At 64.2% G+C, this 17,349-nt stretch carries 15 protein-coding genes and 1 pseudogene; 8 read left to right on the top strand and 8 right to left on the bottom strand.

What is annotated here, in order from left to right:
• Nucleotides 1-21 precede the first annotated feature (21 nt).
• Together ubiB and ubiE are read right to left on the bottom strand one after the other, a co-directional pair.
• On the bottom strand, nucleotides 22-1,596 hold the full coding sequence (gene ubiB / locus IVB07_RS37920; protein WP_026233022.1) for a 2-polyprenylphenol 6-hydroxylase: 1,575 nt from the start codon (nucleotides 1,594-1,596) through the stop codon (nucleotides 22-24).
• A complete protein-coding gene (ubiE, locus tag IVB07_RS37915; RefSeq protein WP_247295877.1) occupies nucleotides 1,593-2,354 on the bottom strand; it encodes a bifunctional demethylmenaquinone methyltransferase/2-methoxy-6-polyprenyl-1,4-benzoquinol methylase UbiE in 762 nt (253 codons plus the stop codon). Before ubiE ends, ubiB begins: the two co-directional genes overlap by 4 nt.
• An 81-nt stretch (nucleotides 2,355-2,435) precedes the next feature.
• On the opposite strand from ubiE, the gene mutM reads away from it, so the two are divergent.
• Nucleotides 2,436-3,341 carry a bifunctional DNA-formamidopyrimidine glycosylase/DNA-(apurinic or apyrimidinic site) lyase gene (mutM, locus tag IVB07_RS37910; protein ID WP_018455778.1) on the top strand — a complete coding sequence of 302 codons (906 nt, stop codon included), beginning with the start codon at nucleotides 2,436-2,438 and terminating at the stop codon, nucleotides 3,339-3,341.
• Nucleotides 3,342-3,611: 270 nt separating this feature from the next.
• Here the strand turns inward: mutM and IVB07_RS37905 are convergent, their stop codons facing one another.
• Nucleotides 3,612-4,355, bottom strand: coding sequence for a ParA family protein (locus IVB07_RS37905; RefSeq protein ID WP_085362015.1), 744 nt, complete (start codon nucleotides 4,353-4,355; stop codon nucleotides 3,612-3,614).
• Nucleotides 4,356-4,594: 239 nt separating this feature from the next.
• On the opposite strand from IVB07_RS37905, the pseudogene ggt reads away from it, so the two are divergent.
• Nucleotides 4,595-6,275: pseudogene (ggt, locus tag IVB07_RS37900) on the top strand (gamma-glutamyltransferase).
• Nucleotides 6,276-6,352: 77 nt separating this feature from the next.
• Here ggt and IVB07_RS37895 read toward each other — a convergent pair.
• A complete protein-coding gene (locus IVB07_RS37895) occupies nucleotides 6,353-7,711 on the bottom strand; it encodes a serine protease (RefSeq protein WP_026233023.1) in 1,359 nt (452 codons plus the stop codon).
• A 229-nt stretch (nucleotides 7,712-7,940) separates the two neighbouring features.
• Between IVB07_RS37895 and moeB the strand changes: the two genes are divergently transcribed.
• Nucleotides 7,941-8,744, top strand: a complete 804-nt coding sequence (gene moeB, locus IVB07_RS37890) for a molybdopterin-synthase adenylyltransferase MoeB (RefSeq protein WP_018455782.1) — start codon at nucleotides 7,941-7,943, stop codon at nucleotides 8,742-8,744.
• A 9-nt stretch (nucleotides 8,745-8,753) separates the two neighbouring features.
• Here the strand turns inward: moeB and IVB07_RS37885 are convergent, their stop codons facing one another.
• Nucleotides 8,754-9,761, bottom strand: coding sequence for an aldo/keto reductase (locus IVB07_RS37885; protein ID WP_018455783.1), 1,008 nt, complete (start codon nucleotides 9,759-9,761; stop codon nucleotides 8,754-8,756).
• Between the two features lie 115 nt (nucleotides 9,762-9,876).
• Between IVB07_RS37885 and IVB07_RS37880 the strand changes: the two genes are divergently transcribed.
• Nucleotides 9,877-10,788, top strand: a complete 912-nt coding sequence (locus IVB07_RS37880; RefSeq protein WP_247295885.1) for a LysR family transcriptional regulator — start codon at nucleotides 9,877-9,879, stop codon at nucleotides 10,786-10,788.
• 3 nt (nucleotides 10,789-10,791) lie between these two features.
• Here IVB07_RS37880 and IVB07_RS37875 read toward each other — a convergent pair whose 3' ends face one another.
• Entirely contained in the window at nucleotides 10,792-11,793 is a 1,002-nt protein-coding gene (locus IVB07_RS37875) for a D-glycerate dehydrogenase (protein ID WP_018455785.1), read from the bottom strand.
• Between the two features lie 326 nt (nucleotides 11,794-12,119).
• Here IVB07_RS37875 and IVB07_RS37870 point away from each other — a divergent pair, with 326 nt between their 5' ends.
• Nucleotides 12,120-12,650, top strand: coding sequence for an SH3 domain-containing protein (locus tag IVB07_RS37870; protein ID WP_026233024.1), 531 nt, complete (start codon nucleotides 12,120-12,122; stop codon nucleotides 12,648-12,650).
• 133 nt (nucleotides 12,651-12,783) lie between these two features.
• On the opposite strand, the gene irrA is transcribed toward IVB07_RS37870, so the two are convergent.
• On the bottom strand, nucleotides 12,784-13,275 hold the full coding sequence (gene irrA / locus IVB07_RS37865) for an iron response transcriptional regulator IrrA (RefSeq protein ID WP_018455787.1): 492 nt from the start codon (nucleotides 13,273-13,275) through the stop codon (nucleotides 12,784-12,786).
• A 355-nt stretch (nucleotides 13,276-13,630) separates the two neighbouring features.
• Between irrA and fabA the strand changes: the two genes are divergently transcribed.
• From fabA to fabI, 3 genes are all read left to right on the top strand, one after another.
• A complete protein-coding gene (fabA, locus tag IVB07_RS37860; protein WP_007603915.1) occupies nucleotides 13,631-14,152 on the top strand; it encodes a bifunctional 3-hydroxydecanoyl-ACP dehydratase/trans-2-decenoyl-ACP isomerase in 522 nt (173 codons plus the stop codon).
• 39 nt (nucleotides 14,153-14,191) lie between these two features.
• Nucleotides 14,192-15,415 (top strand): beta-ketoacyl-ACP synthase I, encoded by a 1,224-nt coding sequence (gene fabB, locus IVB07_RS37855; protein ID WP_247767429.1) that lies wholly within the window; start codon nucleotides 14,192-14,194, stop codon nucleotides 15,413-15,415.
• 155 nt (nucleotides 15,416-15,570) lie between these two features.
• On the top strand, nucleotides 15,571-16,371 hold the full coding sequence (gene fabI, locus IVB07_RS37850; RefSeq protein ID WP_026233026.1) for an enoyl-ACP reductase FabI: 801 nt from the start codon (nucleotides 15,571-15,573) through the stop codon (nucleotides 16,369-16,371).
• Between the two features lie 88 nt (nucleotides 16,372-16,459).
• On the opposite strand, the gene IVB07_RS37845 is transcribed toward fabI, so the two are convergent.
• Complete coding sequence (locus IVB07_RS37845; RefSeq protein ID WP_240550533.1) at nucleotides 16,460-17,347, bottom strand: hypothetical protein; 888 nt, start codon at nucleotides 17,345-17,347, stop codon at nucleotides 16,460-16,462.
• Between the last annotated feature and the right edge of the window lie 2 nt (nucleotides 17,348-17,349).

Here is a 17,349-nt window from a genome sequence, read left to right as displayed (position 1 = left end):
ATTCGCATGATTGCACTGCAATCAAAGATTCCGGACGGCGATCAGGATGCCGATGAAGGTCGCGGCGATGATCCAGAGCGCCACGGTGCGCCAACGGTTCTTGCGGCCTTCGCTGCGGCCCATCGCCGCGATGCTCTCCGGCGACAGCCGGATGCCCTCCCGGGTCATGGTCTCCAGCTGTTCGAGCACCGTAACCGAGCGCGCGGCGATATCAGGCAGGCGCATCAGGATGCGCGCGAGATCGCCGGTGCCGGAGATCGCGCCCTGGACCCGGCCGATCGGACCGAGATTGCGCTCGATCCATTCCCGCACCACGGGGTCGGCGACCTTCCAGATGTCGAGCTTGGGATCGAAGCCGCGTGCCACGCCCTCGACCACCACCATTGTTTTCTGGAGCAGGATCAGCTCGGGCCGCGTGGTCATGTCGAACAGGCCGGTGACCTCGAGCAGCAGCGTCAGCAGCCGCGCCATCGAGATCTCTTCCGCCGTGCGGTTATGAATGGGCTCGCCGATGGCGCGGATCGCTTGCGCGAAGTTCTCGACCGAGTGATGCGCCGGGACGTAGCCTGCCTCGAAATGCACTTCCGCGACACGACGATAGTCGCGGGTGATGAAGCCGAGCAGGATTTCGGCAAGGAAGCGCCGCTCCTTCATGCCGAGCCGGCCCATGATGCCGAAATCAACCGCGACGAGGCGACCGGCGTCATCCAGGAACAGATTGCCCGGATGCATGTCGGCGTGGAAGAAGCCGTCGCGCAGCGCGTGGCGCAGGAAACTCTGAATCACCTTGCGGCCGAGATCGGGCAGGTCGACCTGCGACTCGGCCAGGCGCTTGTGATCGTTCAGCGCGATGCCGTCGATCCACTCCATCGTCAGCACGTTGTGCGTGGTGCGGTCCCAGTCCACGGTCGGTACGCGGAAATCAGGATCGTCGCGCGTGTTCTCCGCCATCTCCGACAGCGCCGCGGCCTCGAGGCGCAGGTCCATCTCCATCGCGACCGAGCGCGACATGGTGTTGATGACCTCGATGAGACGCAGGCGCCGCGCCTCGGACGAATAGGACTCGGCCTTGTATGCGACGAAGAAGAAGTCGGAGAGGTCGCGGCGGAAGCGTGCGGCCACGTTGGGGCGCAGCACTTTCACGGCGACCGCCTTGCGGATGCCATCGCGCAAGACTTCGCCGCGATGCACCTGTGCGATCGAGGCCGCTGCGACCGGCGCACTGAGGCTCGCGAATACGTCCGTCAGCGGACGCTCCAGCGACGTCGCGATCACGGCTTCCGCTTCGACTTGCGAAAACGGCGGCAGGCGATCCTGCAGGCTTTCCAGATCGCGCGCCATGGCAACGCCGACCACATCGGGGCGCGTCGCCAGAAATTGCCCGAGCTTGAGATAGGCCGGGCCCATCCGGGTCAGCGCGCGCGACAGCCGAGGCCCGTCCTTAGGGCCGCCCCGTTCGACGATGCGCGCAAGCTTCAGCGCGAGCTGTCCGGGCGGCGGCACCAGGCTGGGATCGACGGCGCCGAACACGCCCTCGCGCGCGAATACGAACGCGGCGCGCATCAGGCGCGCACTATGGGTTATGGCAGAGATCACAAACGCCAGCCCGAATGCAGTGCGACGATGCCGCCGGACAATATCTGCCAGTTCACGCGGGCGAAGCCGGCATTACGGATCATATCGGCGAAGGCGTTGGGTCTTGGGAACTTGCGGATCGACTCGACCAAATATTGGTAGGACTCGGCGTCACCCGTGATCATGCGGCCGAGCGGCGGGATGACCTTGAACGAGAACAGGTCATAAAGACGATCGAGTCCGGGCATCTCGACGGTGGAGAATTCCAGACAGAGGAAGCGGCTGCCTGGCTTGAGCACGCGATAGGCCTCGGCCAGCGCGAGATCGATCCGAGGCACGTTGCGAATGCCGAAAGCGATCGTATATGCGTCGAAGCTGCGGTCGGCGAAGGAGAGCGCTTCCGCATTGCCCTCGACGAAATCGACCTGGGTCTTGAGATGCCGCTTTGCGGCGCGCTCGCGGCCTACCTCCAGCATCCCGGAATTGATGTCGCAGACGGTGGCATGGAAGCCGGGGCCTGCGGCCTTGGCGGCGCGGAACGAGATGTCGCCGGTGCCGCCGGCAACGTCGAGCAGCGCGAACCGCCGGTCGCCTCGCGGCGGGTCGAGCGCGGTGATCATGATGTCCTTCCAGACCCGATGCAGGCCACCGGACATCAAATCGTTCATCAAATCATAGCGCGACGCCACGCTGTGAAACACATCGTTCACCAGCGTCTGCTTGTCGCCCAGGGGGACGTCCCTGAAGCCAAAATGCGTGGTTTCGCCCGGCCGATCCATTACTCTACTCCACGAGGCGGACCATAGCGCGCCCGCCGCAATGGCGCTATCACACCGCTCTCATAAGGTGAATGCCTGACCATGCCCGAATTGCCCGAAGTCGAGACCGTCCGCCGCGGCCTTCAGCCTGTCATGGAGGGTGCGAAAATCCTGGTCGCGGAGACCCGCAGGCCTGATTTGCGCTTTCCTTTCCAGCCGGACTTCGTGGCCCGACTGAAGGGGCAGGTCGTCACGGGGCTCGGCCGCCGTGCAAAATATCTCATGGCCGATCTCACCTCCGGCGACGTGCTGTTGATGCATCTGGGCATGTCGGGTTCGTTTCGCGTCATCAAGCCGGACAACGAGGCGGCGCCGGGCGAGTTTCACTATCCGCGAGCCAAGGACTCCGCGCACGATCACGTGCTGTTTCGGATGTCCTCCGGCGCCGACATCATCTTCAACGATCCGCGCCGCTTCGGTTACATGAAAGTGATCGCGCGCAGCGCGCTCGACGAGGAGCCGCTGCTGCGCGGGCTCGGGCCCGAGCCGCTTGGCAACGAATTTGACGCCGCGATGCTGGCGCGATCCTGCGCCGGCAAGACCACGAGCCTGAAAGCCGCGCTGCTCGATCAGCGCGTGGTCGCCGGGCTCGGCAATATCTATGTCTGCGAAGCCCTGCATCGTTCGCATCTGTCGCCGCGCCGGATCGCCGCGACGTTGTCGACCAAGGCCGGACAACGCAAGGGCGTTGCCGGGGGCGAGCCGACCGACCATGCAAAGCGATTGGTCGGCGCGATCCACACCGTGCTGAACGACGCCATCAAGGCCGGCGGCTCCAGCTTGCGCGATCATCGCCAGACCTCGGGCGAGCTCGGCTATTTCCAGCACTCGTTCAAGGTCTACGATCGCGAGGGCGAGAAATGCACCACGCCGCGATGTGGCGGCATCGTCAAGCGTTTTACGCAGAACGGCCGGTCGACCTTCTGGTGTCCGAAATGTCAGAAGTGAAAATCAGGCTCGTATCCGAGAGGTCGTAAGTTCAGCGGCGGTGACGAGCCCACCACGACCGTCATTGCGAGCGCAGCGAAGCAATCCAGAAGCTTTCCAACGAAGCAGTCTGGATTGCTTCGTCGCAAAGCTCCTCGCAATGACAGCGGAGATAGAGTTTCCCAAAAACGCGAAGCGAAGCAATCCGGCCGGGCTGGTGGCCGGATTGCTTCGTCGCTAAGGCCCTTCCGGATGGTGAAGGTCCGGCTGCCATCCGAGCGATACCCCCGCTCAGGACGCCAGTATCGTAGTTTCATCGGCGGCCAGCTCGGCGGCGACGTGCAACATTCCGTCCGCGGCCGCGATGACCTGGTCGATCAAGACATTGGTCGTGACGTCGAGCTCGAGCCGGGTCTCAATCCAATGCCAGAGGCCGCGGATCTCCTCGGTCGACTTGCCGTTCGGCGCGAATTCGCTCACCGCAAGGCCGCTGGCGAGCGAGTCCTGGTGATCGTTGCGCATCACGATCAGGGGACGCGCGAGCACCTCGGCGAGATCAAGCGCTGCTTCCTCGGCGAGCGTGTTGGCGGCGTTGTCGATGCGCTGGCCGCGGATCGGGGTTTGGTTCAGCACGAAGCTGTAAGGCCGCTTCCAGGCGCGCGCGACGCTCAGCGTCGAAACGGTCGCTTCGATGTCGGCGACGCTCGGGCGTGCCGGGATCAGGCAGAGGTCGGAATGGCGGATCGCGGCGGTGGTCGCGGCGCTGAGGCCGGCGGCGGTATCGACGATCGCAATCTGGAGACCGCCGTCGGCGAGCATCTTCAGGCGCGGCTCGATATCGGCGGCGTGATAGATCGGCTCGACGACGAGATCATCGGTGGTGCGGCGGCGCTGCCAGTTCGACAGTGTGCCCTGCGGGTCGGTTTCGATCAGGCGAACGGTGAAGCCGGCCTGCTTGGCTGCCAGCGCGAGGCCGATGGCGAGCGTGCTCTTGCCGCTGCCACCCTTTTGGGTGGCCAGTGCGATCGTGTGCATTGAAGATCAATCCTTTGGAGTGCTTGGGTCTCGGGAAACGCCACGCGAACGTGCATCGATCTCGATGCTGAGCTCTTCTCGCTCAGGACGTGCCGGCCCGATCCAAAGGGGATCGCGGAGGTCCGAATCAGCAGTCACGATGATGGCGGAATCGGGAATGCCAACGAATCCGTACCATTACTGGACCCGTACTCGTCCGTGTGCTGTGCTTGCAGCCGTGAATAATAAGGACAAGCGGCATGGGCGGAAACTGGCGCGACCGGACGGCGACGAATTTCGAATGCCAGAAGATGCCGGCGGTATCGAGCCGCGGCATGGTGGTCAGCAACCATCCACTGGCCTCCAGCGCCGGCGCGGAGATGCTGGCCGCCGGCGGCAACGCCATCGACGCCGCGATAGCGACCCTGTTCACGCTGACCGTGGTCGAGCCGATGATGGTGGGCATCATCGGCGGTGGCATGGCGCACATCCGGCTCGCCGACGGCAGCCACCGTTTCATCGACGGACAGAGCACCGTGCCCGCGGCGGTGCTTGACACCAGCTACACCCCCACGCCGGGTTCCGCGCATGATGTGTTCGACACCGTCGGCAATGAAAATCTCAACGGACCAAAGGCGGTCGCCACGCCGGGCTCGCTGAAAGCCTGGTGCGAGACGCTGCGCTGCTTCGGCACCATGAGCCTTGCCGACGTCATGCAGCCCGCGATCAAGCACGCCGCGCGCGGCTATGCGACGACACCCTATCTGCACGAATGCATCACCGAGAGCGCCGCCGAGATGCGCAAGGACAAGCCGATCGCGGCGATCTATCTGCCAGACGGCGAGCCGCTCAAGGTCGGCGAGCGCGTGGTACAGGCCGAGTATGCCGAGACGTTGCGGCATATCGCCGACCACGGCGAAAAGGCGCTCTATGAGGGGCCGCTTGGCGATATCCTGGTCGACTATATGGAAAAGGCCGGCGGCTTCATCCGGCGCAACGATCTCACCAGCTACAAGACCGTCGAACGGCAGCCGATCCGCGCCGATTACCGCGGCTGGACTATCTTTGGCCCGCCGCCGCCCGCGGCTTCCGGCGTGCATATCGCACAGATGCTGAACATCCTGGAAGGCTACGACATCCAAGGCCTCGGCTTCGGTACGCCCGAGACCATCCACTATCTTGCCGAGGTCCTGAAGATCGCATTCGCCGACCGCGCCGCGGCCAGCGGCGATCCTGATTATGTCGGCGTCCCCGTGGAGCGGCTGACCTCGAAGGCCTACGCCGAGGAGCGCCGCGCTGCGATCGATCCGGCACGGGCGCAGAGCTGGGGCGCCGGCGTGTCGCAGCTTGAAGGCGCTCACACCACGCACATGACGGCGGCGGATGCGTTCGGCAACGTGGTTGCGACCACGCAGACCATCAACAATCTGTTCGGCGCCAAGATCATGATCCCGGGCCTGGGCGCCATCGCCAACAACTACATGAACCTGTTCGATCCGCGTCCAGGCCACGCCCTGTCGCTGGCGCCGGGCAAGCGGGTGACGACCTCGATGTCGCCGATGATGGCACTCCGTGATGGAAAGTTGCGCTATGCGCCTCGGCTTGCCCGGCGGAAAACGAATCTTCCCGAGCGCGATGCAGGCGCTGCTCAATCTGATCGACCACGGTATGAGCTTGCAGGAAGCAGTCGAGGCGCCGCGGGTCTGGACCGAAGGCAATGCGCTTGAGGTCGAGCAGAGGGTGCCGGAGAGCGTGCGCGCGAAGCTCGCGGAGCTCGGCCACAAGGTGCAGCCTGTCGCGGCAGTCGCCGGCGGCATGAATGGTATCGCCTTCCACGACGACGGCACCATGAGTGGCGCCGCTTGCTGGCGTGCGGACGGCACGCCGGTCGGGATCTCGGGTGGTCTTGCGAAGGCCGGGATCAGGTTCAGGCTGAGCTAGGTCTCATGCCCCGGACGCAGCGCAGCGCTTCTTCAGCGGCGCGCATTTCATGCCGCACCGCGCCCGGGACACGAGAGCTACTTGCGCACGCAGATCACGCGCACGACAGCGGCTTTCGCATCTGTGGACGTTCCGTTCGCCGCGACACCGTTCGCCTTCAGGAAATCGCGCACCGTCTCCGCGGAGACCATCACCGCCTGCGACGCCGGCACCGACGTCGCGGGGCCCGCAACCATCGCCGGCTTCAATAGTGCGATGCCGGCGAACTTGCCGTCGCCGTCGATGGCGGGGCTGCCGGAGAAGCCGACAGACGGTGGCGGTGAGAGTGGGGAATCGCCACCACCGACGGATGCCAGCGTAGCCTTGAGGCTCGACACACCCGCGGCTCCGCCCTGGCTCTGCGGATCCGCGATACCGATGACATCGACACTCGTCTTCGCTGCGCCGGCCGCGAGGTTGAGGGGCTCCAGGCCGCGGGCGCCGTAAATATGCAGCAGCGCGAGGTCGTGTTCCCGGTCCTCGGCGAGACGGTCGGCGCTGCCATAGCCGGCGATCGTGATCGCGAGGCAGCTATCAGTGACGAGGCGGTCCGTGAGGATCGCGCCATCGTCGCTGACGACAATGCCGGTGCCATATTCGACGGTCTTGCGTGGCGGCGGCCCCGCCTGTGGCCCCGACGGAAACGCGTTGAAGGCGCTCGACATCGCGATCACGACCGGCTCGACCGTGTTCTCGGTCGCCTGATCGTAGAGGATCGTCATGATGCGGACCTCGTCACCCCTGGAGGTGCCGCGCAAATAGAATTTCTTCAGGCCCTGCAGACCCGACAGCACGAAGAAGTCGGGCTTTACCACGGTGTAGTCGACCTTGCGACCCGGCTCTTTCTTCTCCGCTTCGGCAAGCTTGGCTGTGGTCGGGTTCGCCTCCTTGCGGCGGCTGAGCAGAACCTGCACCGTGCCAGTGGGCGAGGTCCATTTCGAGCCGTTGGCGTCGGTCGCCTGCTGCGGCACCAGCTTTGAGGGAATGCCGAGCCGCGCGCCGCTGGTCATTTCCGTCACGATCTTCCAGCCGACGCTGTCCTGTTTGCGGCGCGCGGTCTCGGCGAGCGCTGCGCGTTCCTGCGGATTGAGCACGCCGGTCGCCTTGCCGCCCTTGGCCTTCTGATACTCCTTGATGGCCTCGACCAGGCGCGCGCTGACGTCGCCGGTGATGGCGCCGTTATACTGGCCGACCCAGGCGAGGTCGGACTGCAGCGACAGCCGCTCCGCCTGCGCCATGGCATCGGCCGTCGCAGCCGGCGTCTGCAATGCAGGAGGCCGGATCGGAACGGTCTGGACCGGCTTCGGCTTGGTGCCGGGAAGCTGCGGTGTCGTCATCTGGGCGTTCGCGCCTGTCGCAGCCGCAAACATCAGTGTTGCCGCAAGCATCGATCTCATGACAAATCCAGCCCGCCCATTGAACGCAATGCCATTGAAGCACATCTCGTTGGTCGCGAACAATGTTGCGGTGGTTCAGACCGGCAGGAGAGGTCTAGCTCCTCATCCTGAGGAGCCGCGTAAGCGGCGTCTCGAAGGATGAAGGCCGTGCAGCCGCAGCGGGGCCTGCATGGTTCGAGACGGCGCTTCGCGCCTCCTCACCATGAGGAGAGGATCTGGAAGGATAACGATGCTGAGCCCGGACGAACTCGAACGTTATGCCCGCCATATCGTGCTGCGCGATGTCGGTGGCCCCGGCCAGGCTGCGCTGAAGCGGGCCTCCGTGCTGGTGATCGGCGCCGGCGGGCTCGGTGCGCCCGCTTTGATGTATCTGGCGGCCGCCGGCATCGGTACGCTCGGCGTGGTCGATGACGACGTGGTGTCGCTGTCGAACCTCCAGCGCCAGGTCATTCACACCACGCCCGATATCGGCCGGCACAAGGTCGAGAGCGCGGCCGAACGGATCTCGGCGCTCAACCCGCATGTCCGCTTCGTCGGTCACGCCACCTGGCTCAATGCCGACAATGCGCTGTCGCTGATCGGGGACTATGACCTCGTGCTCGACGGCTCCGACAATTTCTCGACCCGCTATCTGGCCTCGGACGCCTGCTTCTTCGCCAAGAGGCCGCTGATCACGGCGGCGCTCGGCACCTTCGATGGCTCGCTGACCACCATCCGCGCGCATGAGACAAACGAGCAGGGCGAATTCAATCCGACCTATCGCTGCCTATTCCCGGAAGCGCCGCCGCCCGGGACCGTGCCGGCGTGCGCGGAAGCCGGCGTCATGGGCGCGCTCGCGGGCGTGATGGGCTCGATGATGGCGCTGGAGGCGATCCGCGAGATCGTCGGCTTTGGCGACGGCCTCGTCGGCCGCCTCCTGATGATCGATGCGCGCGCGATGCGCTTCGAGACGCTGCGTTACGCGCGCGATCCCGCCAATCCGCTCAATGGCGATGGGCCTGTGATCACCGATCTCAGCGCCCATCGCACTTGATTGCAGACGTTATGCTGTGGCCGGCTTCTCGCTGTCGAGATGCGCCATCTGCTCAGCGGCGTAACGCGTGCCGGCAGCGACATCGGGCGGGAAGGCCGTTGCCAGCACGGCGAGATGAGCCGGCGTCAGCGTGACCTTGGCCGCGCCGAGTGCTTCGGTGAGGCGGTTGCGGGTGCGGGCGCCGACCAGCGGCACGATCTGCTTGCCTTGCGCCGCCACCCAGGCGATCGCGACCTGTGCCGGCGTCGCGCCAATCTCAGCGGAGATGGCGCGCAGCTGCTCCACCAATGCGAGATTGGCATCGAGATTCGATCCCTGGAAGCGCGGCGTCATCAGCCGGTAGTCCTTGCCTGTCTTGCCGGAGTCCTTCGACCAATGGCCGCTGATGAGGCCGCGCGCCAACACGCCGTAAGCCGTGATGCCGATGCCGAGCTCGCGGCAGGTCGTCAGGATGTCGCGTTCGATGCCACGCTCGATCAGCGAATATTCGATCTGGAGATCGGCGATCGGGTGCACGGCATGCGCGCGGCGGATGGTGGCGGAGCCGACCTCGGACAGGCCGATATGTTTGATGTAGCCGGCCTTCACGAGATCGGCGATGCCGCCGATGGTCTCCTCGATCGGAATGTTGGGATCGAGCCGCGCCGGACGGTAGACGTCGATGTAGTCGGTGCCGAGCCGCTGCAGCGAATAGGCTAGGAAGTTCCTCGTTGCGGCCGGCCTCGTGTCCATGCCGGTGAATTCGCCGGCAGGACCGCGCAGCGCACCGAACTTGACACTGATCTGCACCTTGTCGCGCGGCACCTCCTTGAGCGCTTCGCGCACCAGCATTTCATTGTGGCCCATGGCGTAGAAATCGCCGGTGTCGACCAGGGTAATGCCGGCATCCAGTGCGGCGTGGATCGTGGCGATGCTCTCGCCGCGATCGGCGGGGCCGTAGACCTCGGACATGCCCATGCACCCGAGACCGAGAGCGGAGACGGTGGGACCGGTCGAACCGAGTTTGCGCTGTTCCATGATGGCTCTCCTCGAAAAGGCGCTGACTGCGCCGCGTGACGAGGCCTGATATGCGCTTGATCGATTGCGCCGATAAGCTGGACAATCGAGAATGGCTTGTTCACATTAACGAACAATGGCTGAGCCCGACCTGCGTGATCTCGACGTCTTCATGGCGGTCGCCCGCACCCGCAATTTCCGGCGCGCGGCGATCGATATTCGCGTGTCGGTGTCGAGCCTTAGCCAGCGATTGCGGGACCTGGAGGAGCGCCTCGGCGTCCGCCTGATGAACCGCACCACCCGCAGCGTCGCCCTGACCGAGGCGGGCGAGCTGCTGCTGTCGCGCGTGGCTCCGGCGCTGCGCGATGTCGGCGAGGCCCTCGATCAGGTCCGGGGCCTGCGCGAGATGGCCTCGGGCCGGCTGCGCATTAACGCGCCGCCACCCGCGGTCGATCTCGTGCTGGCCCCCATGATCGGGCCGTTCCTTAAGGCCTATCCGCAGGTCGACCTCGAGATCGTTTCCGAGAGCGGGTTTGTCGATATCGTCAGCGCGGGCTTCGATGCCGGCGTACGTTATGGCGAGCATCTCGCGCAGGACATGGTGGCGATCTCGCTCAGCGGCCCGCAGAGCTATGTCGTAGTCGCTTCGCCCGATTACCTCGCGCGCCGCGGCAAGCCGGAGCATCCGAAGGATCTGCTCGACCATAATTGCATCCGCGCCCGCTACTCCAGCGGTGTCATGCACGATTGGGAGTTCGAGAAGGCCGGCCAGCTGGTGAAGGTCGATCCGCCGGCAAAGCTGATCTCGACCAACATGGGCCTTTCCATGCGCGCCGCGCTCGACGGCGCCGGCATCTGGGCGACGCTTGATGGTTATGTCGGCGAAGCCCTGAAGTCCGGCGCGCTCGTCAGTCTGATTCAGGATTGGTGCGAGCCGTTTCCCGGGCCGTTCCTGTACTATCCAAGCCGGCGACAAACGCCGCCGGCGCTGCGGGCCTTTATCGATTTCGTTGCCGACTGGCGCAAGCGCGAAACACGCAGCAAATAGACCTCACAGCATGCTCGGCAGCACGCGATCCGGCGGCTTGTGCGCATCGAGGAAGGTTCGGATGTTGATGATCACCTTCTCGCCCATCTCGACGCGGCCCTCGATCGTGGCCGAGCCCATATGCGGCAGCAACGTCACCTTGCCGGCCTTGGCGAGCCGCACCAGCTTCGGGTTCACCGCGGGCTCGTGCTCATAGACATCGAGGCCGGCGCCGCCGATCTCGCCGCCTTCGATCAGCTTGATCAGCGTGTCCTCGTCGGTGACCCCGCCGCGCGCGGTGTTGACGATGTAGGCGTCCTTGCGAATAAGCTTCAGCCGGCGCGCCGACAGCAGATGGTAGGTCGCCGGCGTGTGCGGACAGTTCACCGAGATGATGTCCATCCGTGCCAGCATCTGGTCGAGGCTTTCCCAATAGGTCGCGCCCAGCTCTTCGGCGATCTTCGGCGCCACCGGCCGACGATTGTGGTAGTGGATCTGCAAGCCGAAGGCGCGGGCGCGGCGTGCGACCGCCTGGCCGATGCGGCCCATGCCGATGATGCCAAGGCGCTTTCCGCCGATGCGATGGCCGAGCATCCAGGTCGGCGACCAGCCCGGCCAGGGTTTTCCTTCCGTCAGGATCGAGGCGCCTTCGATCATCCGCCTGGGCACGGCGAGGATCAGCGCCATGGTCATGTCGGCGGTGTCTTCGGTCAGAACTTTCGGCGTGTTGGTGACGGTGATGCCGCGGGCATGCGCGGCCTCGACATCGATGTTGTCGACGCCGTTGCCGAAATTCGCGATCAGTTTCAACCTGCAGTCGGGCTGGTTGACGATGTCGGCGGAGATGTGGTCGGTCACGGTTGGGACCAGCACGTCGGCGGTACGGGCGGCTTCCGCGATCTGCTCGGGCGACATCGGCGTGTCGTCGAGATTGATCCGCGCGTCGAACAGCTCGCGCATCCGGGTCTCGATCGAATCCGGAAGCTTGCGCGTCACCACGACGAGGGGCTTTTTCTTCACCGACATGTCCTGCCCTCATGAGGCGTTGCGAGCCGCCTCTGTCGCCAAAGGCCGGCCGTTGAGGCCTCATTAACCCGGTTGTTCGACACTGCGCTTGCCGTGTCGTCCCCGGCGTTTCCTTCAAGCTCTCCCGACATTTCCGGCCGGAAAATCGGGACAAACCGGTTGTTCAGATGTCCGTCCTCTCTAGCAGAAGGCCGGGCCAAGACAAGAACCACGGGTAAAGGGCTCGGGAACACCCGCGTGGGGCGGGGTCAGGGGCGACAGCGGCCTGGTTTGGGAATTTAGGGCGAGGGACCGGCTCGGCCGGACCTTCGACAGGAGACGGGTTGATGGCGTTGGGGCGTTTTTGTTCGGTGATGGCGCTCGTTTGCACCTGGTTGAGCGCTTCGGTCAGTCCCGGGCATTCGGCAAAGGACAACACCCCTCAGACGGCCTCAGGCCTCCCGGTGCCGCGCTACGTCAGCCTGAAATCGGATCACGTCAACGTCCGCGCCGGCCCGACCAAGGACAACGACGTCGCCTGGGTCTACACCCGTTCCGGCCTGCCGGTCGAAATCACCGCCGAGTTCGAGAACTGGCGCCGGGTCCGCGATTCCGAGGGCGCCGAGGGTTGGGTCTATCACTCGCTGCTGTCGGGCCGCCGTACTGCTGTCGTCACCATGAAGCACAAGGACGAGCTCGCGCCGATCTACGACCGCGCCGATCCCGAGAGCGCGGTTGCGGCCAGGCTCCAGGCCGGTGTCGTCACCCAGGTGAAGAAGTGCACTGCAAACTGGTGCCGCGTCAGCGGTAACGGCTTTGACGGCTGGATCCAGCAGGAGCGCCTCTGGGGCGTCTACTCGGACGAGCAGGTGAATTGATCTGGGCGGGAGCGGAACTGTTGCTCCACCGTCATGCCCGGGCATCCACGCATTTTTCGACGCCTGACCGAATAACGTGGATAGCCGGGACAAGCCCGGCCATGACGATCAAATCAGCAGTTCAGGATAGATCTCAGCGCTTCTTGCGCAACCGTACGACCATGTCGATGCGGGCGATCTCGTAACCCGCGGGCACCTCAGGCATCTTGGACAGCGCCAGATGCGGATCCTCGATGTCGACCAGCTCATGGCTGTTCTCGAGGTAGTAGTGATGGTGGGTCGTGACGTTGGTGTCGAAATAGGTCTTGGTGCCGTCGACGCTGACCTGACGCAGCAGACCGGCATCGGTGAGCTGGTTCAGCGTGTTGTAGACGGTCGCCAGCGAGACCGGCACCTTGGCCAGCGTCGCTTCCTCGTAAAGCATTTCAGCCGTGAGGTGACGTGCACCCTTGCCGAACAGGAGCCAGCCGAGCGCCATGCGCTGGCGCGTGGGGCGAAGCCCTGCGGACTGGAGCATTTCGTTGACGTCGTGCCACGGGCAGCCGGTCAACGCCGGCTGGCGGCCGGACATAAGAGCCGCCGCATGGGCCTCTTCGTCGCGATGGGGCGCGTTATTTTCGTTCATTTCCAGCTTCGGGCACGCGTGAACACTGTCGTTGCCCAACATATATGGAGAGATAGATGCAGATGCAAGTTTCTCGCAACTAGAGCGGTTCTAATCAGGCAGGGAACCGGGGTGGCGGCCCGTCATTTTACCTTCATGAGAGCGCTTTGCTACCCGAAATGGCCTGTGTTAGAGAGCCCGCGGTTCCGCTTAACCCATTTTGGCGCGACCCGGCATTGAGGGCCGCTCGCTATCCATCCAGGGTCCTTCGGTATTCTCGTCTGACAATGGCAACAGATGTCGCCTTTCGAACAGGATGGGGCCCATTTTCGCCGGAAACGCCGCTCAATCGGGGTTTGAACACAAAGGCTTCCGCATGCTGAACAGGCGCAACGGTTACGAATATGAAGATCTGCTGGCATGTGCCCGCGGCGAGATGTTCGGCCCTGGCAATGCGCAATTGCCGCTGCCGCCGATGCTGATGTTCGACCGCATCACGGACATCAGCGAGACCGGCGGCGAATTCGGCAAGGGGGTGGTGCGCGCCGAGCTCGACGTGAAGCCCGACCTCTGGTTCTTCGGCTGCCACTTCAAGAACGATCCGGTGATGCCCGGCTGCCTCGGGCTCGATGCGCTGTGGCAAATGGTCGGCTTTTATCTGGGCTGGAGCGGCGGTGAAGGTCGCGGTCGCGCGCTTGGCCTGAACGAGCTGAAGTTCAGCGGCCAGGTGCTGCCGGAGGCCCGCAAGGTTGTGTACAACATCGATATCAAGCGCGTGATGCGTTCAAAGCTGGTGCTCGGTATCGCCGACGGATGGCTTTCGGTGGATGACCAGATTATCTATCGCGCAAAGGATTTGAAGGTCGGCCTGTTCAAGCAGGGCACGAGCCTGGGCTGAGCGCATCACCACGAAGACAACGATTGAGGCGAGGCTGTCATGAGGCGGGTTGTGGTCACCGGGATGGGCATTGTCTCCTCCATCGGAAACAACACCCAGGAGGTGCTTGCGAGCCTTCACGAGGCGAAGTCGGGCATTTCGCGGGCTGAAAAATATGCCGAGCTCGGCTTCCGCTCCCAGGTGCAGGGTGCGCCGACGCTCGATCCTTCGACGGTGGTCGACCGCCGCGCCATGCGTTTCCTCGGTCAGGGCGCGGCGTGGAATCACGTCGCGATGGAACAGGCGATCCAGGATTCCGGTCTTTCGCCCGACGAAATTTCCAATATTCGCACCGGCATCATCATGGGCTCCGGCGGTCCGTCGGCGCGCACCATCGTCGAAGCCGCCGACATCACCCGCACCAAGGGACCGAAGCGTGTCGGGCCGTTTGCAGTGCCGAAGGCGATGTCCTCCACGGCCTCCGCAACGCTTGCGACCTGGTTCAAGATCAAGGGCGTGAACTATTCTATCTCGTCGGCCTGCGCGACGTCGAACCATTGCGTCGGCAATGCCTATGAAACGATCCAGATCGGCAAGCAGGACGTCATCTTCGCCGGCGGCTGCGAGGAGCTGGACTGGTCGCTGTCGGTGCTGTTCGACGCCATGGGCGCGATGTCCTCGAAGTACAACGACACGCCTGCGACGGCCTCCCGTCCCTACGACGTCAACCGCGACGGCTTCGTGATTGCCGGCGGAGCCGGCGTGCTGGTGCTGGAAGAGCTCGAGCATGCCAAGGCGCGGGGCGCACGCATTTACGGCGAGATCGTCGGCTATGGCGCGACGTCCGACGGCCACGACATGGTCGCACCATCAGGTGAGGGCGCCGAGCGCTGCATGCGCATGGCGATGTCGACCGTGAAGACCAAGGTCGACTACATCAATCCGCACGCGACATCGACCCCGGCCGGCGATCCGCCGGAGATCGACGCACTCCGCAGGGTGTTCGGAAGCGGCGAGAAGTGCCCGCCGATCTCGGCGACCAAGGCGCTGACCGGTCACTCCCTGGGCGCAACCGGCGTGCAGGAAGCGATCTATTCGCTGCTGATGATGAACAATGGTTTCATCTGCGAGAGCGCCCACATCCAGGAGCTCGACCCCGTGTTCGCCGACATGCCGATCGTGCGCAAGCGCATCGACAACGTCAAAATCGGCACCGTGCTGTCGAACTCCTTCGGCTTCGGCGGCACCAACGCCACGCTGGTGTTCAGCCGGCTGGATGCGTAATTTTGGCACGCTGTCATGCCCCGCGAAGGCGGGCATCCAGCACGCCGCAACTTCTCGATTTGCAGTAATCGCCTCGAAATACTGGATCGCCTGCCCCAGTGCGCAAGTGCGCGCAAGGCGGGCGATGACGCCGGAATAATGGGAGCTATCAGGCAATGGAAGGTTTAATGAAAGGCAAGCGCGGTCTGATCATGGGCATCGCCAATGATCATTCGATCGCCTGGGGCATGGCGAAGACGCTGCATGCCCACGGCGCCGAGCTTGCCTTCACCTTCCAGGGCGAGGCGCTGGGCAAGCGTGTTAAGCCGCTGGCGGAGCAGCTTGGCGTCGACATGGTGCTGCCCTGCGACGTCGAGGACATCGCCAGCGTCGACGCCACATTCACGGCCTTGCGCGAAAAGTGGGGCCGGCTGGATTTCGTGATCCACGCGATCGGCTTCGCCGACAAGAACGAGCTCAAGGGTCGCTACGCCGACACCAGCCGCGAGAATTTTTCGCGCACCATGGTGATCTCCTGCTTCTCCTTCACGGAAGTGGCAAAACGCGCCGCCGAGCTGATGACGGAGGGCGGCAGCATGATCACGCTGACCTTCGGCGCCTCGGAACGCGCGATGCCGAACTACAACGTGATGGGCGTGGCCAAGGCGGCGCTGGAAGCCTCGGTGCGCTATCTCGCCTCGGATTTCGGACCGCGCGGCATCCGCGTCAACGCGATCTCCGCCGGCCCGATCCGCACGCTCGCCGGCTCCGGCATCGGCGAGGCGCGCGCGATGTTCGCCTTCATGCAAAAACATTCGCCGCTCCGCCGGGGCGTGACGCTCGACGAGCTCGGCGGCTCGGCGCTGTATCTGTTGTCGGATCTCTCCGGCGGCGTGACCGGCGAGATCCACTATGTCGATTCCGGCTACAACACCGTCCTGATGCCGCGGCCGGACGATTTGAAGGCGCAGGATTAGCTCTCGTAGAGTGGGCAAAGGCGCGCAAGCGACGTGCCCACGATTTCTCAATAATCGAGACCAGTTCCTGCTGCGAAGGACGTGTCGATCAGCGCGCGTCGCTGTTGCGCGCCGCTCGTTGAACCCCGATCAGCAGCGGCAGCGTCTTGTCGAGGCTTTCCGTCAGCATGGCACGCACGTCGTCGCGCAGTGCGGGATTGTCGGCGGCATCTTCAGGGCGGGTTGGAAACGATTCTGCGGGTAGTTCGCGATAGGGGCCGCCGATTTGCACGCCCAGGAGCCTCTGCACCATAAGGGAATGATGCGTGTTGATCAGCGCAGAACTCTGTCTGACAACGGAGAAGTCGCGCCCATCGAAGATGCGGACAAACGCCAGGGCGTAGAGATAGATGCGACGCCCGAGCACCACATCATGGTTGAGGATGCCGAAGCCGCGGACCGTATAGTTGGATGACCCGAAAGGGCTGATTGAATTGAGGATCTGGATGTAGTGCCGGCAATTCGTTCCTTTCACGACGTCGCGCATGTATTGGGCCAGCTCCGCATTGAGATCGCGGAACAACCTGTCCTTCAATGTGTCCTTGGACTCATCGCGGGGAGGAAATTTCGCCGGGTTGTAGGGGATTCTCAGAACGGACACGCCGGCAGGGATCGTGGCGCGAATCCGCGCGAAGATCAGATCATTGAGTCCCCAGCCCGGGATCGGGACGACCGTCTTCTTGTGCTGAAATACGGTCAGGCCGGTCGTCAGCACGGTGAACTCATCGCCGGTGGTGACGACGACACCGAAGTCGCACGGGCCGCCGACCACGGGAGCGGGTTTGCCCGTCGCTTCACGCCGCGTGGTCGTCTTGTTGTTGCTTTGCTTGACGGCTGATCCTGCCGTTTCCGCCCCTGGTGGTACCAATTTGGTCTGCGCCCAAGCAGATGTCGAAAAGCACCACGCGACGGCCGCAAGGACGACGAGCCGGGCCAAAA

It is taken from the genome of Bradyrhizobium sp. 172, from assembly GCF_023101065.1.
GTDB classification, from domain to species: Bacteria; Pseudomonadota; Alphaproteobacteria; order Rhizobiales; family Xanthobacteraceae; genus Bradyrhizobium; species Bradyrhizobium canariense_D.
This window is presented reverse-complemented; position numbering and strand designations above follow the sequence as displayed.